Raw genomic sequence first — 24,930 nt, forward strand, 5'->3', positions numbered from 1 at the left:
TTGATTGCAAATAATGGCTATTCCCTTATTAAAATTAGTCTCTCATAACAGTAACGCAGTATAAATCTGCTTTTAAGCTTCTCTATAGGATGCTTCACAGGCGTTGCCATTTTTGTCAAATCACGCCTTGATAGCCATCCCCTGTAAAACACTGAATTCTGTATCTTGAGATTGACTGGACATACTACTATTATCGGACTTCACGCCAGTAAATAACTCTGTCATTTCCTCTAAAACTGCCAAATTGAAGTATTCCTCTAGGATTTAATTGGCTAGCATCAGCTTGCCAATCCCACTCAAGCCAATTTTCAGTATCGTATTCAATTATAAAAATACCAATACCCTGAGGTTGCGCATAAATTCCGTTAGTATTTGGGTAACTACCATTTTCAAAGACACCACTATTGCCTGTACTGTAAACATAATTAAGAACAGGTAATGCCGGTGAAATTTGACTTATTTCAGGGTGCGTAAATACACTGCAGTTATCATTGGCATTACGAACAAACTCAGTACCATTATAATATTGCATCTCCATTGGTACGAGTAAATCATCTAAGTCAGAACCTGCATTATTCCCCAAATCCAGACGCCCAAACCGAAAACTAATTGGTGCACTATTAAGTCTAACGCTATCGCAATTTGCCACACAGCTCCCCGCAATTATTGGGTTATCGTTAGCACCCATTAAAGCAGCCCCCTCAAGCCCTGTTAGTGTTGCCATAAGGTTTACACTTTCGAAAGGCCCATCTGGGTCATTAAATTCTTGGCGTGCCAAAATGGTGTCGAGGTCGTTTAATTGCCATTGTCCAGCGTCTGCAGGTGTACTCCCCCATGCTGGTGAGTCTATGTTCTGCAGCCTTGGTGTTAAATCAAGTGCGGATACATAATTACCGGCCTCACTGTTTTCAGCATTAACTACGATATTTGAGTTAATAAACCCACCCACATAATTTTTCATTGTTTGATTTTTATGATTTTGAGCGAGTACTGTAAACCCAAGTGAAAATGGCTCACTTAAGTAGGTTTGATTACTGCCATAACGTGTACATTGAGCAGCGGCTTGAATACCTTGTAATACATATTGAGATGGAGCAAAACGGCCAACATTGGTGATCTCACCTCGCACATCTCCAGCACCTAAGTAATCGCCATCTTGCAAGCCCACAGCTAAATCAATAATCCCGACTTGATCATAATTATATTGTGATAGGGATTCACTTAAGCTACCCGAATCAGTAAACGCGGATAGTGTATCTACGTCTAGATTACCTAATACTCCGCCCGAAGGTAATAAGGTGGAAGGTGTCACATTGGGTGACTCACCAATAAAGTGTTTAGCGATTGCATTGCTGTTTATTACTGAATAATCATCTGGGTAACCATCATTGTTGTTATCTTGTCCAACAAGCCATTGTACCGCATTCATTTTCAATGAAAATGGCTCACCAGTGAGCTTTAATAAACTGCCGTTTGCATCACTTGCAAATGCATTATTGCCGTCATTAGGAAAGTTTATAGCAAGGCCAAATGGCTTAACAACAAATTCATTTGAACTCCCCGCTAAGCTTACTGATAGATTGGTTGCAGGATCCAGTATCAAGTTTAACCTAGTATTTAAGCTTACCTGTCCTGCATCAGGGTAATTAATGGTAATCTCAGCTTTGGATTCACTACTAAACTTTAGTGGTACCGCTTGATAGCTTTGCCCAATTGCATGCGTATTACCGTTATTCACAAGCGCCAACTCATCACTACAAACAGACCCCGAACTACAGCTATAAGCCAAATCAATTGCAACTTCTCCATCGGTAGGAAAAGCAGCTTCGCAGACTCCTGTTGTTGTGTTGGTTTTAACAGCCTGTATCGCTAACTGTTTAGCATTAAAGCCTGTATCAGAAGGTTTTCCTGATAACTGAGTAGGTATTAAGGTGTTATTGTCACTGTCATTTCTAAAAATAAACCCTGCATCAGAGAACGTGACTTTACATCCACCAAGGCCAACATTAATCCCCCCAATATAACAACGTAACGGCGCTGATGGATCAGCTAAGTTATAACCAAATTGCACTTGACCAGCCGTACGCTTAGCAAAGCGTATATCTGTCATGCTTGTAAATGTTATGTTCTCCCCTGTAACCCAGCTTTGTGACCCGCTGGTACTTGGCGAAAGATCGAGTGTAGACTCTTCAGCATAAAGTACATCACATGCATCATTCGCACATGCTGTAAGCGTCATTTCTTTAGCCTGACACGTTAAACCCTTGTTATCACTCATGGATATGCGGTAATGATCTAATAATACTGGTGGTGTAATTCCACAAAAACCGGGGATATTATTCGGTACTGGTGTTCCCGTAAATGAAGAGCTTTGCTCTGCTATAATCTCAGTGCCAGAGGTAATCATACCCGTATACTGTACTTCTTGCGCAATACGCACCTCTCCCGTTGCGACTAAAAATGCGTTAAAGTCGACACTCGCTCCAATCGATACAGCACCATCAATGTAGATAGCCAAATACGCACCATCTTCAATAACTATATTCGTATTAGCGACCGTTAAAAAAGCGGTTGATAATATTGAGTCTGAATTTTGCACAAATATTCGGGTGGGCTTTGTTACTCTGTATTCAGGTTCGACCATCGTTATTTGCAATTCATCAAAAAAGTAATCACCCGCTAAACTCGTTGGTATGGCACTTCCAGATGAGCCATCATTTGCTATTGTAGGCACCCGTGAAGCTTGCCCTGCGGTCAGCGAATTTTCTCCCTTTGCAGCACAAGGCTGACCATTGCATAAAGGAATATTAGTAATCGCAGTTGAAATGTAATTCATTGTTGTTAAAACATTCGCATTGTTGTCTGTAACCGTAACGCCTTGAACAAGTTGAATCTGTCCATTATTGTATGTAGCAATAGCCCCTGGAAAGAGCGTATCACAACTCAAAATGTCCCCGTTGGATACAAACGTACTCGTCATGGCTAAAATAGATGCCTCTTCATTTGGGTGATTACGCTCCCTATCGCCATCTCTATCTTCATCAACCACTATACCCAGCCGAGTTCGTGTTAAATTACAACTACGTAACCACCCCCCATCTTCACCAACCCGACTATTCTTACTTGCGACAACTAAAGGGGCTACGTCAAAGTCATTATTAAAGTAAAAGTAATTACAACCATCACTCCAACCATCCACTTTATACCCAGTGAAAAAACTCTCCCATAACACTTCGACTTGATTATCATCCACAAAAGTACGGTTACTTCCTGGCTCCACAACAAGGTAGGCAATTGTCTCGCTTTTGATTAAGCCACTACTTGTCTCTGATGCTTCAAGCGCTATATTTACTCCCACTGATGTTAATGAATTAGTTTCAACAGCCACGGTTAAAAATGGTCTTAACGCATCTCTCGGAGGAGTTGTTTCCAAGCTATTGATTGTTTGTAGTGAATGAAAAAAATTTGGCCGTGTAGTAAATGGCATCGAGAAGGTAACGCCTTTATAGCTCTTCGGCAAAACATAATTAGATTGAGGCCCATATTGAATTTCAAGCAATATATCTGTGCTACCAACTTCCATGATTGTGCCATCAGGGAATTCATGTACGCCATATTCAACCGCTAAATAATGCGCCCCCATGGTAATATGCTCACCATCTTCTCCTGTAGGTTCAAGTGGTAGAGCTTCAAAGCCAGTTGTAGTCACATTGCGTATGCGTACTATTGCAGGGTTACCGCCTTGATTGGTCGAAAGCATAAACACCGCAGGCGGAACATCATATTCTTGTTGAAAATTTATTTTGGTCCAAATAGGTGAAACATACGTGTCTTGCAGTTCAATAAAGCGGCCTTCTATTTTTGGCGTTGCGGCTACACACACACAACTACAGCATAGCAATCCTAATAGTATTAATGTACGGTAAATCATCATGGTAAGGTCTTCGCTTCAACGCTCAATGTACGTTGTGTTTGCCAATAATCTTTTCGACAAGCCTCACCAATGGCGCATGCAATAGGGGCGCAAATAGCCGTACTTTGCAGATAAAAAATACTAACAGTACCAGCACTATTACTACTATCTGGCACAGCCAAGTATTGCTTGCAACTGAGTGTAACCACACAGTTTTCAAGATAAGTTACTTGCAAAGCTAGCGTCGTTGATACTGCCGCGCAATTCTGTGCAGGGTTATTTAACGGGAAAAGCTCTGTTAAAGCATTTTCTAACCCACTTTGGGCAGCCATATAAGCACGAGCGCCATAATACTCAATAATATTTTGTTGTGCTGATGCAGAAAGTATTTTCACTAGCGCTAAGCCCAACATCAAAAATACAACAATAATCACCAGTGTAACAACGAGTAAATTACCTTTTTGACGAGCGGCATTTTGACTTGCTTGATTCCTATTATTTTTAAGGTACATTGGGTATATGCACCTCATGATTAAACATCATTGCTTCACTATCATTAAACGTCATAATTGCATGAATATTTAATACAGAATTACGTGTTAACGCTGCATCATCTAAATTGAAAAACTCATTGCTAACTAAGTTGTTGCTTATATGAAGCGCAAGTAAATCTCGTTTTACCCCACTGCTTGCCTGTAGCTGTACTGCATTTAATTGGTTTACATTAAAACCATAATCTTGGTATCGATATAAGGCATTACCTTCAACACAAAAGCTCACAGGCTCAGCCAGTAAATAGATACGCTTTGATGACGACTCTTGCATAAATGCTTGGCTAAATTGCCATTGATCCAGCTCGCTCGTTGTTGAGCTTACAAACCCTGTTACTTGTAATCGTTTATTGTTTGCTACATCGTATAAATCACTGTGGTGTAATGGGTATACAGTGGCCCAATTTCCAATTGTTGGCTGTGCTAAATTATTTAATTCGAAGTCTACCGCTGTAACATTAAAAGGGGCTGACGTTGGTAGATAGTCGGTATAATGAGTCGCTGATTGGAAAGGAATAAACTCAAGACACTGATCAAATGTGCACCCTCCTTCACACTGTAACCGAAGAGAGTTTGGTGTGGCGTGCCGTAGCTCTTTAGCTAAGCGTGTTAGCATAAATCGTGCTTGTGCAACGGCTTCTTGACGCTCAACACCTTGGCTGTAGATATTTACCCCCGCATTAATATAAGCAACCGAAGTAACCCCTAATATCCCCACAATCACCATGACTATTAATAACTCTATAAGGGTAAACCCGCATTGTTTTATAAAGCTAAACATCAGTAATTACCTTTATAAGCACTAAACCCATATTGCTCTCCATTTGGAGCACTAACAATAAGTGTGATGAGCTTTAATGTTGTTCCATCATTTACGGTTGTACTATTACGGTCACTGTCATAAACCACAGTAACGGCAACACTAAAATCTTGATACTGCGTTAACTGCTCACCTAAGCTATTTGTTATAGGCTGAGCATTGAGTGCTAAATAATCATCCACATCATCATACGTAGTCCGGGTTTCTCCGCTATCGGCACCTAAATCGGCTACAACGGTGCAATTTGGTGCAGCCAAACCACTCTCTGAGCATCGTCTAAACGGCGGCGCACGTTCACTATGCTCATCAAATGCCTTACTTTGGATCTCATTCATTAATGATTGACCCAATTCATTAGCACGTAACTGTAAAATAGGATCCGCACTTTGACGCGCCTGCGGCGCAATTAAACCGGTAATAATTGTCAGGGCTATCGCAAAAATAACAATGCTAATGATTAGCTCAATAAGGGTAAAACCCGTATTAAGGACACGCATAAATCAGCCCCTCACCACTAATACATACACCAGCTAACCCCACATCTATTCGACATGTATTGTTGCAATTTCGATCACTTCGCCCCAATGGGTCAAAATTAATTTCAGTAAATAGCGATCCTTGACCATCTAACGCAGTAAATACTATTTCGCTACGTTGCGTGTCTATCTTCACTACCAAATCGTCTTGGTTGTTAGGATCCGCTCCTCCATTGCATGTATCTGTTGTTGGCCCAGCAATTAACACTGCGCTTATGTATAACTTATGGCAACTCGCTATTGCACTGTTTTGCATCGCTCGTAATTGAGTTGTGCGTAGTGCGGCCAATACGCGATCACGATATGAATAGGCGTCTTCGGTTGAACTACCTAAGAATTTGGGCCCTGCCGTTACCGACAGGATACCCAAAATAACCAAAGTAATTATCAGTTCAACTAAAGTAAAGCCACGCAATCGTTGCTTAGTCGAGCTTCCCATCTATATGATTAACATCCTGTAAGTATAATTGTTAATACTGGCGCCACAACTTTGACTGGCGGGGTACCATCGTTAGAGTCTTTAGCTTGTGTATATTCAATACGACAATCATCTGTGCTTACATAGCTGTTAGGAAAAATAATTGCAGTTCCAGTAGCGGCTTTAGTCGTGTCGTCTAAGTTAAAGTCACCCGCATCACCAGTTGCAAAGTCAACATCTAAGAAAGCTTCAAATGCAGCAGTACTCGCAGCAGGATAACCATAAATAGTATCAACTGCAGCGCCTGTATCAACCGTTACTGTTGCGGTTGGTTTTTTATGATCACTTGAGATTATTGATTTACCATTAACGATGTTCATACCGCTGCGAATAGAGCCCTGCAAACCTTCAAGTGTTGATGCATTTGCATCGCCTTGTAAGTTCAAAAAGCGCGGAGCAGCCGTTACCGCAAGTATGCCAAGGATCACGATCACAATGATCAATTCTACTAGGGTAAAACCTGCTTGGTTGTTCATTTCATTGCTATTCATTGATTGCGTTTTCATAAGTAAGCCTCTTTTGTTATTACTTAAGATTTAAAAATTTGCACTTTGCCTATTTTAGGAAAGTACGAAAACCCTTTGGTATCAATTAATTGCTTACCATTCTTAGGGATATTTTCAGCATCTAAAGAATGACTAAGATAGTAGATACACTGCAACGCATCTGCGTCGTACCTTACTAAAAAACGTACATCTTTAACCTCTGACACTGTACTACTTAGGGTACTGCTTGGCGCATCTTGTAAAATCACATTCAGCACCTGTTGGCATCTTGCACTACTCATTGCTAATGCCCGTGTGTCTTTTTGCTCTGTTTCATCACTAGTAGGAGTACCTGTTTCACCATCAACTCCTACAACCACACCTCCATAATTAATATAAGTAACAAACCGTGAAGCAGCGCTACCTTTAGGTCGTGCTTCTAATTCCCATTGCCCTCTGACAAACCCGACTGCGCTGGCAAAACCACCCGCTACAGCATCAATGTTTGCACTATGAGCCTGCTCTTTAACATTCATAAATTGTGGTACAGCTACACTCATAACTACGGCCAACAAAATCACAACTAAAACCATTTCAAACAGTGAAAAACCATTATTGTGTTGCGCCATATTGAGCATTATCACCCCCCCTTTATTGCTGACATCATATTCCACATCGGCATAAATATACCCAACGCTAAAATAAGGACCATAATGGCAACAAATACAGTTAAAATAGGTTCTATCTTCGCAGTTAAACTACGTAAATCGTAATCAACTTCTCGCTCATAATAATCAGCAGCCTCTTGTAGCATTTCATCAACACGGCCTGTTTCTTCACCCACTGCAACCATTTGTAATACCAGCTGCGAAAACAGCTCACTACTACGCGAAGCTCGCAATAAGCTATCGCCCTTTTCTATTTCCTGACGAATAGATAAAATAGCTTTTTCCATGTAACTATTATCAACGGCTTGTGCTGTAAGCGATAAGCCTGTAGTCATCGGTACACCTGAGCGCAGTACCATAGCCAAGCTTTGGCTATAACGAGCAAGAAGTGAGCGATGAATAATATGGCCTACAAAAGGGATTTTTAACTTGTAGTGATCCCAGTTATACAAACCTTGTTCAGTCGCTAAGTAGCGCTTCCAGAAAAAAATAGTCATTGCAATTATCAATAATAGTAACCACCAGTAGTTAACAAAAAAGTGGCTGGTTCCTATTAATATCTGCGTCATCAAAGGCAACTCAGCATTAAATCGAGCAAACATAGTGGCAAATGTGGGGATTACAAAAATGTTTAAAATCACCATGGCTATCACTAAAGCTGCGATAACAAAAATAGGGTAACGCATCGCTGTTTTAATACGTTTTCGTGTGTCTTGTTCTTTTTCAAAATAATTAGCAAGTTGTAAAAAAGCATCTTCTAAACGCCCTGAACCTTCGCCCACCAACACCATCGAAATAGTCAAACGACTAAACACTTTATTATGCATGCTCATTGCACTAGATAAATCTCGACCTTGCTCTAGCTGCTTAATAACCTCAGTTAAAACCGCTTTAAACTCTTTATTTTGTGTAGTATCTGCTAACCCAACAATGGCACGAATTATAGGTATGCCTGCTTTGAGTAATGAATACATTTGCCGAGAAAACATAATCATGTCGTCAAGGCCTACTTTTTGTTTAAATAGTTGTAAACCTGGAAATTGAATATCATTTTCACGCTCGATCAGTGTGATCGTTATTGGTATAAATTGACGACGCATTAAGTTATCAGCTACGCCGGCTTGATTGACCGCTTCAAGCTTGCCTTTTACTAATGTTCCTTTATGATCTTTAGCTTGGTAGCTATAAAGTTGCATCGTCATCTCCTATTATCTCAGGGATATATTCAGCAACTTTAAACACTTCATCCAATGTGGTTAGGCCCTGTTTTGCATACTCTAGTGCCATGCTTGATAAAGGTGTGAATTGAGCGCTATTTTTAGCCGCGTCAGAAAAACCTTGCGTATCATCTTGGCGTAATGCATCCATCATGGCATCATCCATTTCCAGTAGCTCAAACACCCCAACACGACCTTTATAGCCCGTATGGTTACACGCAGTACATCCTTTCCCACACCAAAACTGACTATTAGCAACATCAACTTTCAAATACTTTAACCAACTCGTTTCTTGATGATCAGGGTGGTATTGCGTTTTGCAGTTTTCACATACTCGCCTTACTAGCCGTTGAGCTATAATGGCACGTAATGAGCTGGCAACCAGATAGGCTGGCGCGCCCATATCAATTAAACGCATTGCACTGGTGATCGCATCATTGGTATGTAGCGTTGATAAGACTAAGTGCCCTGTTAATGCACCTCTTAAGCCAATTTCTACGGTTTCCTGATCTCGCATTTCACCAACCATCAAAATATCAGGATCTTGGCGTAATGCAGTGCGTAGAATACTGGCAAAACTGAGCCCTATTTTGTTTTTTATTTGCACCTGATTAATACGGCCAATTCGATACTCAACAGGATCTTCAACTGTAATAATTTTCTTTTCAGGCTGATTAAGCTCACTTAGCGCCCCATAAAGAGTGGTCGTTTTCCCGGACCCTGTCGGCCCTGTAACTAAAATCATCCCATGGGGGCGCTTTAAAATACTGCGCAAGCGTTTCAAAATATGCGTCGGCATACCTGTTTCATCTAAAGTTAGTAATCCAGCTGATTGATCAAGTAACCGCATAACTACCGATTCACCATACTGCACCGGCATCGTGGATAACCTCACATCAATACTATGTGTATGAACTTTAATATTAAATCGGCCATCTTGTGGTAGACGTTTTTCTGATATATCTAAGCCAGACATCAACTTAAGACGTAATACTAATGCAGAGGCAATTTTCACCTGATGTAATATGTGCTCTTGTAATACACCGTCAACACGCTGGCGAATACGCAACATACTTTCATCTGGCTCGATATGGATATCCGATGCCCTTACTTGTACTGCATCTTCAAAAATAGACTGTAGTAATTTAACAACAGTTGCATCTGAAGAATCATCACCGAGAGAGTTTAAGTCAAATTCTTCAACATCCTCGTACTCTTCATGTAACTGTTCCGCAAAGCTGGTTATCTCTTCCGTACGACGATAGACATTATCGAATGCAACCATAATTTGGCTTTCTTGCACTACCGCCAAATCAATTCTTTTTGGTGCAAATATTGGCCCTAGTTGATCTAACCCTCTTAAATCAGCCGGATCACTCATACCTATAAGTACTGAGTCGCCATTATCTTCAATTACAAGTGCACGGTAACGCCTAGCCATAACCTCTGATAGCAACTTAGACACTTCTGGGGATATTTTGCGTTGTGAAATATCTAAAAATGGCACTTTAAGTTGCTGGGCTAAAAATCGTAGTAACTGAGGTTCACTAATAAACTCAAGTGCGATTAACGTTGCACCGAGTTTACGCCCCGTTGCAGCTTGCGCATTAAGAGCCTCACTTAGTTGCGCTTCTGTGATCATCTGCTCATCAACTAAAAGATCCCCCAAACGCATTCTTAAACTAGGTCTCATGATACCTCCTTGATCGCTAACAAGCGTTGCTCTGCATGGCTTTGTATTACCGGACTCAACCCTCCCATTTTAAGAGCTGTTTGATAATAACGCTTTGCGTTTTGGTAATCCCCAAGCGCATCTTTAGAGGTTGCCAGTGCTAACCACCACTTACTTTCTTGCGGCTGTAATCGAGTTAGTTTTTCAAAACATCGCAATGCAACATCATGTTCCTCTAGTTGCTGCGCAGCAGTGCCTTTTAAAGTCCAAAATTGATTATCTGCTTGCGGTTCAAACTCATCGCCGAGAAGCTGTAAAACCATACTGTACTGACGTCGAGTAATGTAAATTTTGCTGAGCAATACGCGCCAGTGCAACACGTTAGGATCATACCCTATGCCTTCTTCTAGAATACTCTGCGCAGCAAGAATGTCCTGCTGTAAAAAGTAACTTGCCGCCAATAAATTACGCGCTTCAATATGCTCAGGGTCACGCTGTAAAATAAGTACCAGATCATCCGTAGCCTCTTGTTGTAAACCAAACTCTAGCGCATTTCTGGCTTGTGCCAACAAGGCTGAATTTTGCTGATCCATGGTCGTTATTACTGAAGCCTTTTTGATGCTAAAGGTATCTTCAGAGCTATTAATCATCGGTTTACTGATTGCAGCATTCACTATTTCAGGTGCACTGCTTTTCAATACTACGGCTGCAACAGCCCCCCCTGACTCACTATTACTTTTCATCATTGGCTGTTGGTTTATTGCTGGCTTTTGAAAACGTGTAACCTGATTAGCCCCACTATCATTAACTAATGCTTTTTCCTCTACATAAGATGCCGAATTCATAAGCTTATTTTTACCAGCGGTGACTAACGTGTTAGGTTTATCTAATACCTCACTCTTAATTAATGGATCGATAGCTACTTTGGTTGCTGATCTCTCTACAATTGAATCTACACGCTTAATTTTTTTATCAGCCGTTGGTAGATAAATATAAGCCAATACAATTGCTGTGATTGCGATTAAAACGACCCCACACTTCAGTGCAATTGTTTGGTAATCATAAATGGGGGCAACGACAATACTTTTTTGCGCAAACGGCAGTGTTGCACCACTTTCACGCTGCTCTATGCTTTTAAGCATCGAATTAATTACACTCATAGCCATTGCCTCCAAAACCAAATACCAGCAATCACTAACACACTGCAGCTGGCAACTATGTAACTCCAATAATTTATTAAGTGCGTATTTTGGCAATCTTCAGTGTCTTTTACCGCACTGTAAATGTGCAGCATCTTTATTTCATTCACCCCTTCACCGTAGGCTTGCAACAGTACTTTATGGCAAAGCACATTAACCAAACGCGGGACCCCACGGCTAGCTTTTGCTATGCGTAACCCTAACTGCTGCGTAAATAGTTGCGGCCCATTAAAACCTGCAACTTGTAGCCTATGATTTATGTAATACACAACTTCAGCAGGTGTCATTGCACGTAATTGATAGGAAAAACCAATCCGTTGACGCAACTGACGAACACGGCTATTCGCTAGTTTTTCATCCAACTCAGGTTGCCCAAATAGTACAACCTGAATTAGCTTCTCACTCTCGGTTTCTAAATTAGTAAATAAACGCAATGCTTCTAGCGTATCCCAGCTCAAGCACTGCGCTTCGTCGATCAATAACACCACTTTTTTCCCGGCCTGTTGCAGACTTAATAAATGATGATTAATTAATTGACTTAGGGCTTGCTGATCGAGCTCTTTATTTAGATCCATCCCTAACTCAACAGCTAATGCCCAGCGTAGTTCATCAGGGTTTAAGTAAGAGTTTGGTAAATAGGCTACCGTAAAGTCTTGCTCTATTTGATTTAACAATTTACGACATAAAAGCGTTTTCCCAGTGCCTACCTCGCCCGTTACTTTAATAAACCCCTCCCCCATTTCTAGCGCCGTAAGCAACACTTGCATCGCTTCATTATGCGGTGCAAGTGCACAGAAGAACTCGGTGTTTGGGGTTAAGGTGAAAGGCATTTCACTTAGATTGAAAAAGCTCAAATACATGATTAATTCTCATACCAAGTATTAAGTAATTGGCGACTGCGAGCTTGTTGCTTCTTCCACGTATCAGGCATTACAACAGTTGGCTTTAATAAAATAACTAGCTCTTTCTTCTCTTGACGCTTACGCACACTTCTAAAAAGATTACCAAATAATGGTATGTCGCCTAGTAGCGGTGTTTTTGATTCTTCATCCGTTGTGATCGTTTGCATTAAACCACCGATCACCACAATTTCACCACTTTGAGCACGGATCACCGTATCAGATTCACGAATATTACTTTGCGCCAGCGGTAGGATAAATTCGTCATTATTCAAAGTAATTACTTTTTGCTGTTCCTCTGTTTGTGTTACAGACGGATGAACATGTAAAATGACTGAGCCGTATTTATCAATCTGTGGTGTAACATCTAATGCAATCCCTGAGAAAAATGGTGTTAAATCAATTTCTGGTGTTGTTGTTGTTGCATTACCTGTAACCGTCGTACTTGAAACATTAGTAACAAAGTACTCATCCTGACCGACTTTAATTACTGCTTTTTGATTATTAGTTGCTGTTACCCTTGGGTTTGATAGCATTTGTACATCGCCTTGGGTTTCTAATAAGCTAATCACACCTGTAAAATCAGCATTATTGATAACTAAATTTGAAACGCCACCAAGCGTGGCTGAAATGCTGTTACTAATTTGCCCTGCGGCCGTTGTTGCAAATGACAAACTCGTACTACCTATAGAGCTTGCAATTTCATTCCAATTAACCCCCTGTTGATACTCATCTTTCAAAGTTACTTCGACAATCTTCGCTTCTAAAATAACTTGTCGTTGCAAGTTTTCTTGGCTTTGGCGTAAAAAATCTTTCAATTGCATAATTTCACTTGGCAAAGCATTTACAGTCACTAAACTTGCCTGAGGGCTGGCAATAACATAACGCCCCTCTCCAGTACCAACCAGTGTTTTTAAAGCGATCTCTAAGTCTTTCCAAAAATCATTTTGATTTGTGGTTTGTATACGAGAACCATTCAATTCAATATTCTGATTATTGCTGGATTGGCCATTTTGCTGGTCACTATCACTTGAGTTGTTACTTGATCTTGAGCTACTATTTCCCGCCATTTGACTCACACCACCAGCAACAACACTGACTGTAGATTGGCCACTTCGCTTCATCATTAAATAATTAACAGGAATAGTTTCTGTACGCATTTTTGCGGGAAGTACCTGTACAATTCGCCCTTCGTTAATAATATCAAGCGGATACATTCGTTTAATAACGGTAATAACCTCATCAAATGTTACGCTTTTTAAGGTTAAGCTAATTGTTCCACTTACCTCTGGGTGTACTGCAACACTGTAAGGTGTATCGTCCGTAAGACCTGCAAAAAAGGCTCGTATATCAACATTATTAGCAGATACTTCAAAACGCTTCACCGAAAGCTCGTTATTTAAACTCTGCTGAGGGCCCACTGAAGATAATAGGCTTTGAGCTAGCTCCTCAGGTACATTTAACGGTGCAACTGTAGGCGTATTATTTGGAAGTGCTTTTAACTCTTGCTCGATATGAGGCTTGATCCCTTTACCTGGTGAAAAGCTGTGACAACCATTTAAAATAATAGGTAACAGCAATAAAACAGCCAACTTGTGGGGAAAATTAATTTTTAATGTCATAGTCATATAAATCTAATTTTATTTGCTTGTTATCATTCGCTAGTACGACTCTTTTAGAGTTTATTGCTAGCACTTTGTAGCCATCTATCTGATCGCCAATGGCATATAATTGCCCAGAAATAATTGCTTTATACCCTTGCTGTTTCTTTATTATTGACTGCAATATCAAATTTCCAGTCAACACATTCCCGCTTCCCTTTGTTGTAATGGTTTGCGGTCTAGTCGGATCTTTTAAAGTTTGTGCAACCGCAGCTACACTGGCGCATATTGATATCAGCCATAAACTACAGTGAAAGAAATTTTTCATTCGCGCTTACCGTTGCTAACTGTATGGTTAATTGAGCATTTGGATATACTGTCACTTGATAATTAAACTCTTGGATCAACAACTTTTCTTGGTTTTTTTTAAGTGATTCAAGATAGTTTTGCAGGCCAAAGTACTCGCCCTCTAACGTCAAAATCATTTGATGTTCAAAAAATAAAACTTGCGCATCTTGCTCACCTAGCTTTGCAACATCAATCCCTTTTGCCGGTAGCACTTTAAAGCTCAATACTTTGACATTCGGATGACTTTTTAATAATCCTCTTAACATGTCAGGCACACTCTCAGCAGCTACAAAGCCTTGGCTAAACGCACTCAACCTCTCATCAGTATCTATTAATGCTTGTTCTGCATTGATTATTTGTTGACGAAGCGCTTTTGTATAGTCGGTATTTAACGCCTCCTCTAACATTGCAAACTGAACTTGAGACTGCTGTAACTCAACCTTAATGGCCTTTAACGAGTCTTGCTGTAATTTTGCCGACTCTTGCTGTGGAAGCACTAAAAACCAACAACCTAAATAAATAATCAAAAATAAACCAACAGCTAATACGGCATATTTTTCGCGTAACTGTAGTGCTTCAAATCGTGTTTGATATTTCACCCATAAAGGCCAACTACGTAGACTTTTTTTACTATTCGTCTTCATAGCGAATTCCCTTTAACAACTAACTCAGATGAAACATTAAATTCATTAATGCCATCCTCTTTTTTATTAAACTCCAATACTGAGAATTCTTTCCCTGCAAAGTAAGGTGATTGCTTTAAATTACTTAGCCAAATAGGTAGTTGACTTGATTCGGAGGTTTGTCCTTTGAGGGTAATTTTTTTCCCTGCAAATATCAGTTCAGTTAACCAAATGCTCGGCTCATGGTGACGCGCTAAATCAATCATTATTCGGCTATAATCAGTGCCCGATAATTCGTTAACTACTTTTAAATAACTGAATATTTGCTGCTTATGAGCTATTTCTTGCTCGATTAACTTTAACTTTGTAACTAACCGGTCTTTATTTTGTTTTTCTGCCAGCTTAATTTTTATTGCCTCAAGCTCTACATACAGACTATCTAATCGTTGCTGGCTTCCATCTTTTTCAGTTTTATTATGTTGTGTTTGTAATGTGAAGCCTCCCCAACTAGCTGTCACTATAAAAGCAACAATAGTCCATATAACTAAAACACCTTGGAGTGGCATCAAGTCACGACGCTTTCTTAATGATTTATGATAAAAATTAATCCTATTCTTCACCTGATTAATCCTTATTAGTCATCAATAGAGCCGCACCTAAAGCATAATAGAACTGCTTTTCAACACCTTTAGCCATATCTGAATTAGGTTGAAAGTCGACGACTTTAGTTTGTAATAACTCAGCAAGCTCTGCACGCACCGCTAATGAAGACAAACTGTCACACTGTAATTGCACACTACGGATCGGAGGTTGTTTTAATTGCGATTCAAAGAAATCCATTGAACGCTGTATTTCTAAAGCTAATGCATCAACAACTGCACTATCTTTATCTGTAATACCAATAAAGCCATTTAAGCGCCTAACCAAAACTAACTGACCATCTCGTACAATGAGTATTCTTGGTTCAGTATCTGCGTGTTGAACCACCAACATATGTGCATCTTTGTTTTTACCAAATAAAGCAAGCAGTACCATTTCTTCAGAAGTGAGCGAACGTAATACGGCGTCTGTATCTATAAAACAATTGATAAGCGGTATTATTTGCTGCTTATCAGTTATAAACACATTCATTTTTTTACTTTGCATCGGTAAAGCAATTGGATAATCAATAAAATCGGCGACAATATTTTCTGGGGCGATATTAACTAGATCTTTACTCGTCCACGGCAGTGACTGAATAATCTCTTCATCTGTCAGGTTAGGCTTTTCCATCTGCAAGATTTGATAAAAATAATGTGGTACTACTAAATTAACAGCACATGTTTGGCGACTTACTTCGTTTGTACAGGTAGTAATCGCCGTTGTATAATCACGAAGGTCTGTCACGTATTCTGTATGTGTTTTCTCAATTTGCCACAAGCCTTGTATTTGCTTCAAACAAACTGCATTCACGGTTTTAGCATATGTAGCAACACCTATTATGCAGTTAGGATCTATCCCTTGCTGCAACCATGGAAATAATGAAAAAAGCCTTTTTTTCATATAGCTACTTAAATATTAGTACGATTTTCTAAGTATTGTATATATTTCCTAGGTCGCAAGTATTGCAAAGAAATAAAGAGGCAATAATGTTAAAACTCAGCACGATAAATGAAAACTCACCGTTAAAACAAATAGATGGAGATAACTTAAAAAAAAGAAATTTATTTTTAAGTATTAAGCGTGACGATCTGCTGCACCATTCTATAAATGGCAATAAATGGCGTAAATTAAAATATAATTTATCTGCTATGCAGGCTCAAAAGAAAAACGAATTACTTACATTTGGAGGGGCTTTCTCAAATCATATCCATGCATGCGCAGCAGCTGGGAAGCTTCTAAACTTTAAGACACGCGGAATTATTCGTGGTCCTGAACTCGATCTAAATAACCCTACATTGCAGTTTGCTCAACACTGCGGCATGCAATTACATGCAGTTACCCGCTTAGAATATAAAGAGCGTAATAACACAGATTATATTACCCAACTTCAAAAACAGTTCCCAAACGCCTACATCCTACCGGAAGGAGGAACAAACAAAGCAGCCCTTCAAGGAGGAAAAGAATTGGCACAATCCCTACCAGTGGCCGACTATATTATTTGCCCTACGGGCAGTGGCGGCACTCTAGCGGGGCTCATTGAAGGCAGTAATAAAACCACTAAAGTATTAGGTATTGCGGTGCTAAAACAAGCGGAATATTTAATAAATGAGATAAAAATACTCAGCCAAGCCGCACGAGAACAAAATAACTGGCAATTACTAACTGAGTTTCATGGTGGTGGTTATGGAAAATTCACGCCTGAACTTTGGCAGTTTTGCCAGGCGATGCAAGTGCGGTATCAGCTACCTTTAGAACCAATTTACTCAGGTAAAATGATGTATGCGCTTTGGCAATTAATAGAACAAGATTTTTTCCCCGCAGGCAGTCGAATTATTGCTATACATACTGGTGGACTTCAGGGGTTAAACGGTTTGCGCTATCGAAAACTCATTTAAATCATTTTTCGAATTGATGTACTTTTAAGGGTGTTCTATAAGTAACACCTAACTAGATGTTACTTGATTAAATTCTTGCAGTGGTTCAGTAAAATAAAAGCCTTGCGCCGCCACTACGCCTAATTTTTTTAATGTATTGAGCTCCAATTGTGTCTCAACTCCCACTCCATATACGGGTAGATTAATACGTGTACTTTGCAAAACAATTTGGCGAACAGCTTTTTGCTGTTTTAGATTACTATCTATATTATGGATCAGCTCAAAACTAAGCTTTAAGCCTTTCACTATTTTATAAGGCTCCAGTAAACCTATTTTATTACTGGTGGTCACATTATCAATTAATACAGTACCACTGATGGCTTTAATAGCGCTCAATGCAGACGTTAGTTTAGGGAGATGTTGGTAAAAATCATCTTCTAAAATCTCGAATTGAAGCTTATTCGAGCCTTTAAAGCTACGCATTTTTTTATCAAACCATAACCAAAATTGACGACTAAACCAATTAAGTGGGTGCACGTTAATACTCACCGTTAACGAGCTAGGCTCAGCTTCTAATAATTTAATTACCTGCTCAACAACCGCCTGATCCAATTGCACTATCGCTGTCTCATTCGTTAACTGTGGGATAAACTGTCGAGCAGATAGCATTCCTAAAGACTTATGTCTAATGCGTATTAAAGCCTCATGCTGTAACATTTCGCCTGTTGCCAAATCAAACAAAGGTTGAAAAAACAACATAAACTTTTTCTTCGTTATGTAATCAGGTAATGTATCCGCACCTTCAGCTAACTCGATTGAACGAGTATAATTAAATGGAATTCGTTGAATATGCTGCCACGCACTTTGTTTAGCCTGCACTAATGCAGATTTAGTTAATTGATAAACAATCGTTTGATCAGCACCATCACGGTAATTACACACACCTACTTTTACATCTTTACGGGACAAGTCACCACGGTATACCAGCGCAGCTTGGAATATTATTTGATGTAAGCGCTTCATATAATTATCAACATCTGTCTGGGAAATATTCTCTAAGGTAATAGCCAAACCGCCTGAAGGCAGAAGTTTTACTGAAATTTTAGACAGTTCTTTAAAGCCTTTTACAATAACGAGCTTAAAGTGGTTTTCTAAATCAATATTATGTGGAAATGGCTGACCACAGTAAAATAACGCAAAAAGATGATTATAATTATTCTGTATAGCATACAAGGTCGTGAGCGCGTTCTCTGGCGGAAGTTGTTTAAGCTCTTGATTACTTTTATCTATATGCGGTTCTTCAATTTTATCTTCAACAGACTTAGCTAATGTAAATGGTAAATCATCTTGAGGTGCACTCAAAACAGGCTTAAGCTTACTTTTAAATAAAACACACCACCAGCGATAACTCCATACAGCGACTCCTATTAATATTAGATTCAATAAGATAAATAAATAACTTTCAACAATCCATGAAGGCCAATGGTATAGCTTTAAGCTCACTGATTTATAACTGAACACCTCGCTTTCCTCTGCCATGAATGCAGAAAAGTGCAGTGGTGCCTCGTGTGGTTCGAGCATAAACCCATGATTTTCAGCAAGCGCTGCTATTACATCTCGTTCAGTAATAACATCTATTTTTAAATCATAAACTTGCTTTGCCAACTGCCCACCTGTGTGGTGAACTTTTTGATGTAAAACTTCCCCTAGCATAATATTAAATATGCCAAGTAACAGCGTAAAAGCAATCACATAGATGCTCAGCATACGCATTTGTGCATTCCTCGATTCAATCACTTTTATTATTTCGCTATTATTTTTAATAGCTAAAGTGTTGTTCAAGATCCTTATTAACACAAGGCTACAGCTGGATTTAAAGAAATTTCCTAGCAGATACTGTGGCAGGTTTATATTGCGGGGTTAAACCACAGTCATGTATTTGGGTTTACGCAAAGCGGAGCTCATACGGTATGACTACTTTCTAATAAAACAAAAAAAGCCGCTTAATAGCGGCTTTCAATAAAACTTTTCAAGTTAACCATGATTTAGAACGGTTTCCCTTACTAGAAACATAAAATAAAAGTGTAAACTTTAATGTAGAATGCTGTTTTATATGAAAATAATTACAAAAAAAACAATAAAAAATAATATGTATGTAACGATTTCCGTTAAATATACTATATTTAATGATGCTTTTTAGTAAAAACAGACCTATTACCATGTAGCATTTGCTAATTCACAAGCATCATATCCATAGTATAAAGGTCGTTGCTCCTTATACTTTATACCTACTTCAGAATCTTTCATTCTTCTGATTAGCTCATCATAAAAATCCACTTTGGGCAGTTCTGCAAATAACTCAACATCAATTTTAAAGTAATCTTCCACTAATGTGTTGAAGTCTTTAATACTAATGTCTGTATCATTTAATAGTTCATTCACAGTACTGCAATGGCTGAAATCATATGACTCTAATAATGCATTAGCCCTTAAAGTATCTAATTGGCTTTTTATATTCAAGTATGACAACGAAAAATGATGAATAGGAACTGTTTCATAATTATGGGAAGACTTAATCTTACGTCTAGATTGCTCTGGGTTATCCTCTAAAGCTGAAATAGCATCCACAACGCAAGAGCTACAAAGCTCAGCATATATTGAAATATCTTTAATTGATTCATCTCGATAGGAAAAGCCAAACTTATTCAGATAACTAATTAAATCATCCAACCTTGAATCAAATATTAACTCACTATCGAATTCTTGGTTACTACTTAAAAAATTAGAAGTTGAACTTTCAAATATGTATTTGAAGTTTTCTTTAATGAAATTCGGCGTATCACTGCTATTACAGATAGGGCAATTCATAATAATCCTCAAACAAATAAGGCCTACTAAACGCTTATTTGAATTAAATATTATAAATTGTTCGGGTGCATCGACTTTGCCGCTGTTTAAAGTAGGCGCAGGCTGCCCGACAGCCAAGTTTTGATTCTATATCTTTTTGGAAGAAAATACTTTTGATTATTTAATTTTGATTGATGGCACTTTCAAATTCGTTTTTAGGCATATTTAAGATACAAGCTATGACCTCTGTACGATCAAAACTTTCGAGGTACTCAACTTTATCTAAGGCATCATTAATTTTTTCCCAATTACGCTGAAGGCTAATTAAACACTCTGGCGATGAAGAGAATTCTAATAGGTTTATTGTATCTCGTTGAGCTGCGCCATTTTCCAAGCTCAATTTTAAGTCCTTTAAGGACTTATACCCGTAGAAATCAATCGCAATGGTTCTCTGTGCCTGATTCAATTTACATTCAGTAAAATTAGCTAAACGGCGAGCTTGTCGTTTAAGTATTTTTTCATATTGTGATTTTTCTTCAGGCACTAAAAGTCTCCATAAGTACCGAAGCATCCACAGCATATTCGTTACTTAAGAAGTCTTTTAAATTTTAATAATGGGCTTTCGCTTCGTTTTTGTGGTCACAGGCCGCCATTACAGCCTTATATGCATATATAAAAGTAGTTTAATATACTTCTTTATCATCCAGCAGGTTTAGTTTTAACTTTCTTCCCACTCTTAAAAGAGGCTCCCCCATTTCTAAAATCAAACATATTCATTTTAAAGCTTGAAATAGAAACTTGCTGAGCTCCGTGGACATGAGTAATTAGCTTTTCATGTCTCTCTTTATATGGTGCTTTAGCGACAGAACCACCAAATTCACCTGTGTTAACCAAAATCACATGTTGGTACATATGATAAAAAAGAGCATCAACCATAGAATCAAAGGTACTAACATCCATGTTTAATGCTGGAATTAAATAAGCGTTAGACTTGTTCTTTAAATCAGCACTCATTGCAATGTCAGTTGAATCAAAGCAAATAGAGCCTGTTAATCGGAACCCATCTTCATTTTCAAATGCAGGGTGAAGTAATTCAATAAATAGCTGATAAGGTCTCCAAGGTTTTATATGTTTTACCTCGTCCTTCATCATATGATACTTCCCTTGAAGCCTTTCTATAAACGATCTACCACTGGCTAGTTTATTAGGAATTATCCATTTAGCTACGTTATTCGGCCCGTCTACATTAGGAATATTAGTAAAATTTAATCCTGTAAATATTATTGCCCCAGTTTTATCAGAGAGTCTTTTCAAAATATCAATATCTTCAGTATTTACTGCTAGTTCAGGCCAAACAATTAAGTCTATCTTTCCTGAAGTATCATTATTTAGAGATTCATGGCTATATTTTTTGTGCAAAATTAACTCTGCGACCGATGCTACATGGCGTCTATGCTTAACACGGTACTCCTCTGTATCTAAATGTAAACCGTGTTCAACAAAATCGGACTTCTGAGGCAAAAGCGACTGCACCATCACAACATCAAGATCTTGTTTGTTCTTGTCCCATCCAAGGTTTATTTTTTCTACGTAACCTGGGATGCCTGATAGTTGGCAGAACATATCTTTTTGTTGCTCAATTCTAGCTTCAATTAACTTTTTAAGGGAAGTTAAGTCCCAATTAGTCGGCCATATACGCTCTTTATCAAATACCTCTAAGCCTGGCCATTGAAGTAGGTTAAATAGTAAACCAGATAACCAGCTGCTCATAGGTGCGACTTCACCATTAATACTTTCAGGAGAATGCATCATTCCGAACTGGCGTTTTAAATACCCTGACTTAATACCACTATATTGCCCTTGCTTATTGCTATATGAATTACCCAGTGACCAATCTAATGAGCCAGTTAGACAATTACGAATAAACATACCGATATGATATAAAGGTTTATGCTCTTTTGAGACCCAATCAGGAGCTTCAAACAGTGGAAATTCATCACTGATAATATTCACTTCTAGCCGTATTTCTGATGCTAGGCTTTGAATTGAGGACCAGTTTGAACATTTTACCTGAGAGTTAATTAAGTCTATCGGCTTTTCAAAATCAAAACCTTTTAGGCATTCATGGATTAGTAACAGAACAGCGTTTTCATGCTTAAATGGGTTCGAGTTATGCTTGATCACCCCCATTATTGGGTATAGTCTGTCAGGGGTTTTGTTACTAACTAGAACTTCTTTTTGGTATAGGCCTGCTTGCTTGCAGATTGAATTATCAGCCTTATGCCAACTAAAGTCATTTTTATTACTATACTCGATTAAGTCTGAAAATAAGGATGGTGACTCCCTAGCAATTTCAGTCATTAAGTCTGTAATATTTCGCTTATTTAATTGTTTGACACCTTTTTTAATAGCTCCTTTTTTACCGATTTTTTCTAAGAAGTTCGATAGAGATCTAATAACATTTTCATTACTCTTTGAAAGTTGATGCGCAATAAGAGCATTCGAAATATACTCTTCATGGTTCATGTCATTCGCTATAGTTCTATGACCTTTGATCATCTTAGATACAATATTGAAGTCCTGATCATCCTTATCTTCATATGACAGTAAACTATCGTTTCTAACTAGTAGTAAGAAGCGAGCCTGCTCCTTTACTCCTTCAGAATAACTTCCAACCCCTTGGAGAATATCAACGGCTAAGCATTGGAGATATTCGAAAAAATCCTGATGATTTGAATGAGCAGGAAAAGACCATTTTGATTTACTATGGATAACTGTAGCACTATGCCTAAACACTTCGCCTAAACAATACTCCATGACAAAAGACTGCCTGCAATCCTTTCTATTCCTTACAAAATTAAACTGTGAAATCAAAGCCTTGATGATTTTCACATCAGGATAAAGCTCTAAACCTTTTTTGAGTAATAGAACTAAAGATGGATCTTTAGTCCAACAAGCAATGAACTTTCGTGCCATTCTTTCTTGTAAAAAATCCCAACTACCAGGAACCAATTCACTTTTTTCATTTAACTCTTGAGTATAAAAGCTTCGTTTCTGTTTTAGTAAATTATGAATTTTATTAGCAGCAAACCTAACCAATGTGTCTTCTCTTACATCATGATTTGGAGCTTCAATAAGAGCGAGAGGGTTTGTACTTAATAAGTTGGTTGGCACAGCACGAATATAATCAGCTAAATTAATTAATCCTTCTAAATGACCTAACTGTTCATCTACTTCACTGTTAGAAATTGGACCGCTTACTTTCCCTTGAATGGTTTTTAACTTTTGGGATATACCTGTTCTTTTTAATTGAAAGGGTTCAACTTTAGTTTTCTTTTTATTTAGCTTCAACCCTAGTTCTTTCAGCTCATTATCAATAAAAGACTCTAGTTCGTCTTTAATTGACTGGCTTTCATTGGTTTCAGAAACTATTACCAAACGCATATCATCAACGTAGCGACTGTAATCAACTAATCGGTATTTATCGGCAATTGTACTACCAATTAAGTCTGCAAACTTTTCATCAAAGTCTAATAAATAAATATTGGCAAAAAAACCTCCGGACACTAAACCTTGTGGAATACCCATTGGAATGGTCTCTTGATCTTTTTGGCAAACATCTTCATATAACTTTGAAGAATTTGAGTCCCATGACCAACGTTCAAAAGAACTAAGTAAATAACTAAGTATTGGAGATTTTTCCTTATCAAAATCCTCTATAAGTTTAGTTATTCTCTCTGTTAGTTTTTCACGATCAATGTAGTCATAAAAACTTTTTAGATCCAAATGAACTTCAAAAACGTTTTCTTTATCTACTTTTGATTCGATAGCCTGCTTTGCAAAATAGTAAGGGCGCTCTAAGAACCTCTGGTAATCAGTAAAATACTTACTATATATGGTGCTATTTCCCCATGGGAAAACAGCTTGTTCGTTTATAAAACGACAAAATAATCGATTACCATAATTAACTATTCTTCTTTCATGAACATCATCTAATTTCGTTGAAGTGTCACCTTGCATTGTTTCAACTTGATTTGCTAGACACATCATTAATGCTGTAAATAATGTTTGCTCTTTAATTGGAACATGTGCGAGAGGTCTAAGGGGAGGAACAGTTCGCTCTATTTCTTCACTTTCGTCCTTTTTTATTCCTATCGGTTGCCAAGTTTGATTTAATCCTTCTACAGCTTCTGCTTGTCCTAATATTTTTGTAGGTTCATTAACTGGTGGAAAAAGTATAGATTCAACAAACTCCCATTTGGTAGATTTTGGCGCTGGTACTAGCCTTAAAGGGGTCAAATTATAACTTGTCGACTCTAGTTCCTTTTTCCAGCGTTCCAAATTAGAGGAGAGTGATAAAGTCGATTGATCTAACTCAAAAGTATTTGCATACCAGTTTGTAGAACGAATATAACTTTGCGCTTTCTTCCATGCCTGCGCTAAAACAATTTTGTCGCATAAATACGAGTCTGTAGGTTTTAAGACTCGATATTTTTTATCTAATAATCCCATAAATATCCTAAGTTAATTCGTTATTTTTCTACTAATCCTGATGTA

At 38.4% G+C, this 24,930-nt stretch carries 21 protein-coding genes; 1 reads left to right on the top strand and 20 read right to left on the bottom strand.

The genetic code is table 11. From position 1 onward, the window contains the following. Positions 1–190: 190 nt before the first annotated feature. The 16 genes from ACJJVX_RS19360 to ACJJVX_RS19435 are packed head-to-tail and all read right to left on the bottom strand — an operon-like array spanning position 191 to position 16,552. Positions 191–3,934 carry an H-type lectin domain-containing protein gene (locus ACJJVX_RS19360; protein ID WP_064435810.1) on the bottom strand — a complete coding sequence of 1,248 codons (3,744 nt, stop codon included), beginning with the start codon at positions 3,932–3,934 and terminating at the stop codon, positions 191–193. Then, positions 3,931–4,425, bottom strand: a complete 495-nt coding sequence (locus ACJJVX_RS19365) for a hypothetical protein (RefSeq protein WP_054204839.1) — start codon at positions 4,423–4,425, stop codon at positions 3,931–3,933. Before ACJJVX_RS19365 ends, ACJJVX_RS19360 begins: the two co-directional genes overlap by 4 nt. Then, complete coding sequence (locus ACJJVX_RS19370; protein WP_405633072.1) at positions 4,415–5,245, bottom strand: type II secretion system protein J; 831 nt, start codon at positions 5,243–5,245, stop codon at positions 4,415–4,417. Before ACJJVX_RS19370 ends, ACJJVX_RS19365 begins: the two co-directional genes overlap by 11 nt. Next, positions 5,245–5,781, bottom strand: a complete 537-nt coding sequence (locus ACJJVX_RS19375) for a prepilin-type N-terminal cleavage/methylation domain-containing protein (protein WP_342883529.1) — start codon at positions 5,779–5,781, stop codon at positions 5,245–5,247. Before ACJJVX_RS19375 ends, ACJJVX_RS19370 begins: the two co-directional genes overlap by 1 nt. Next, positions 5,768–6,259, bottom strand: a complete 492-nt coding sequence (locus ACJJVX_RS19380; RefSeq protein ID WP_054204842.1) for a type II secretion system protein — start codon at positions 6,257–6,259, stop codon at positions 5,768–5,770. The genes ACJJVX_RS19375 and ACJJVX_RS19380 overlap by 14 nt, the downstream gene beginning before the upstream one ends. Before the next feature lie 8 nt (positions 6,260–6,267). Next, positions 6,268–6,804: a prepilin-type N-terminal cleavage/methylation domain-containing protein gene (locus ACJJVX_RS19385; protein WP_054204843.1), complete on the bottom strand. Its 537-nt coding sequence runs from the start codon at positions 6,802–6,804 to the stop codon at positions 6,268–6,270. 23 nt (positions 6,805–6,827) lie between these two features. Next, complete coding sequence (locus ACJJVX_RS19390; protein ID WP_169326870.1) at positions 6,828–7,421, bottom strand: prepilin-type N-terminal cleavage/methylation domain-containing protein; 594 nt, start codon at positions 7,419–7,421, stop codon at positions 6,828–6,830. 2 nt (positions 7,422–7,423) lie between these two features. Then, positions 7,424–8,647 carry a type II secretion system F family protein gene (locus ACJJVX_RS19395; RefSeq protein ID WP_054204845.1) on the bottom strand — a complete coding sequence of 408 codons (1,224 nt, stop codon included), beginning with the start codon at positions 8,645–8,647 and terminating at the stop codon, positions 7,424–7,426. Then, positions 8,634–10,361 carry a GspE/PulE family protein gene (locus ACJJVX_RS19400; RefSeq protein ID WP_054204846.1) on the bottom strand — a complete coding sequence of 576 codons (1,728 nt, stop codon included), beginning with the start codon at positions 10,359–10,361 and terminating at the stop codon, positions 8,634–8,636. The genes ACJJVX_RS19395 and ACJJVX_RS19400 overlap by 14 nt, the downstream gene beginning before the upstream one ends. Next, positions 10,358–11,500, bottom strand: a complete 1,143-nt coding sequence (locus ACJJVX_RS19405) for a tetratricopeptide repeat protein (RefSeq protein ID WP_405633076.1) — start codon at positions 11,498–11,500, stop codon at positions 10,358–10,360. The genes ACJJVX_RS19400 and ACJJVX_RS19405 overlap by 4 nt, the downstream gene beginning before the upstream one ends. Then, positions 11,497–12,399: an ExeA family protein gene (locus tag ACJJVX_RS19410; protein ID WP_405633078.1), complete on the bottom strand. Its 903-nt coding sequence runs from the start codon at positions 12,397–12,399 to the stop codon at positions 11,497–11,499. The genes ACJJVX_RS19405 and ACJJVX_RS19410 overlap by 4 nt, the downstream gene beginning before the upstream one ends. 2 nt (positions 12,400–12,401) lie before the next feature. Next, positions 12,402–14,060: a pilus (MSHA type) biogenesis protein MshL gene (gene mshL, locus ACJJVX_RS19415; protein WP_054454796.1), complete on the bottom strand. Its 1,659-nt coding sequence runs from the start codon at positions 14,058–14,060 to the stop codon at positions 12,402–12,404. Then, positions 14,044–14,367, bottom strand: a complete 324-nt coding sequence (locus tag ACJJVX_RS19420; protein ID WP_064435812.1) for a hypothetical protein — start codon at positions 14,365–14,367, stop codon at positions 14,044–14,046. The genes mshL and ACJJVX_RS19420 overlap by 17 nt, the downstream gene beginning before the upstream one ends. After that, positions 14,345–15,031 carry a type II secretion system protein M gene (locus tag ACJJVX_RS19425; protein WP_054454794.1) on the bottom strand — a complete coding sequence of 229 codons (687 nt, stop codon included), beginning with the start codon at positions 15,029–15,031 and terminating at the stop codon, positions 14,345–14,347. The genes ACJJVX_RS19420 and ACJJVX_RS19425 overlap by 23 nt, the downstream gene beginning before the upstream one ends. Continuing rightward, positions 15,028–15,630: a PilN domain-containing protein gene (locus tag ACJJVX_RS19430; RefSeq protein ID WP_152960621.1), complete on the bottom strand. Its 603-nt coding sequence runs from the start codon at positions 15,628–15,630 to the stop codon at positions 15,028–15,030. Before ACJJVX_RS19430 ends, ACJJVX_RS19425 begins: the two co-directional genes overlap by 4 nt. Before the next feature lie 4 nt (positions 15,631–15,634). Beyond that, positions 15,635–16,552, bottom strand: coding sequence for a hypothetical protein (locus tag ACJJVX_RS19435; protein ID WP_054204852.1), 918 nt, complete (start codon positions 16,550–16,552; stop codon positions 15,635–15,637). 86 nt (positions 16,553–16,638) lie between these two features. Here ACJJVX_RS19435 and ACJJVX_RS19440 point away from each other — a divergent pair, with 86 nt between their 5' ends. Then, positions 16,639–17,547 carry a 1-aminocyclopropane-1-carboxylate deaminase/D-cysteine desulfhydrase gene (locus ACJJVX_RS19440; RefSeq protein WP_169326863.1) on the top strand — a complete coding sequence of 303 codons (909 nt, stop codon included), beginning with the start codon at positions 16,639–16,641 and terminating at the stop codon, positions 17,545–17,547. Positions 17,548–17,595: 48 nt separating this feature from the next. Here ACJJVX_RS19440 and ACJJVX_RS19445 read toward each other — a convergent pair whose 3' ends face one another. The 4 genes from ACJJVX_RS19445 to ACJJVX_RS19460 form a co-directional block, all read right to left on the bottom strand. Further along, positions 17,596–19,368, bottom strand: coding sequence for an EAL domain-containing protein (locus ACJJVX_RS19445; RefSeq protein ID WP_152960620.1), 1,773 nt, complete (start codon positions 19,366–19,368; stop codon positions 17,596–17,598). A gap of 372 nt (positions 19,369–19,740) precedes the next feature. Then, positions 19,741–20,511, bottom strand: coding sequence for a hypothetical protein (locus ACJJVX_RS19450; protein WP_405633083.1), 771 nt, complete (start codon positions 20,509–20,511; stop codon positions 19,741–19,743). 43 nt (positions 20,512–20,554) lie between these two features. Next, positions 20,555–20,917 carry a hypothetical protein gene (locus ACJJVX_RS19455; RefSeq protein ID WP_405633086.1) on the bottom strand — a complete coding sequence of 121 codons (363 nt, stop codon included), beginning with the start codon at positions 20,915–20,917 and terminating at the stop codon, positions 20,555–20,557. 155 nt (positions 20,918–21,072) lie between these two features. After that, a complete protein-coding gene (locus ACJJVX_RS19460; protein ID WP_405633088.1) occupies positions 21,073–24,885 on the bottom strand; it encodes an RNA-directed DNA polymerase in 3,813 nt (1,270 codons plus the stop codon). Positions 24,886–24,930 lie beyond the last annotated feature (45 nt).

It is taken from the genome of Pseudoalteromonas sp. Ld20, from assembly GCF_045064175.1.
GTDB lineage: Bacteria > Pseudomonadota > Gammaproteobacteria > Enterobacterales > Alteromonadaceae > Pseudoalteromonas > Pseudoalteromonas neustonica.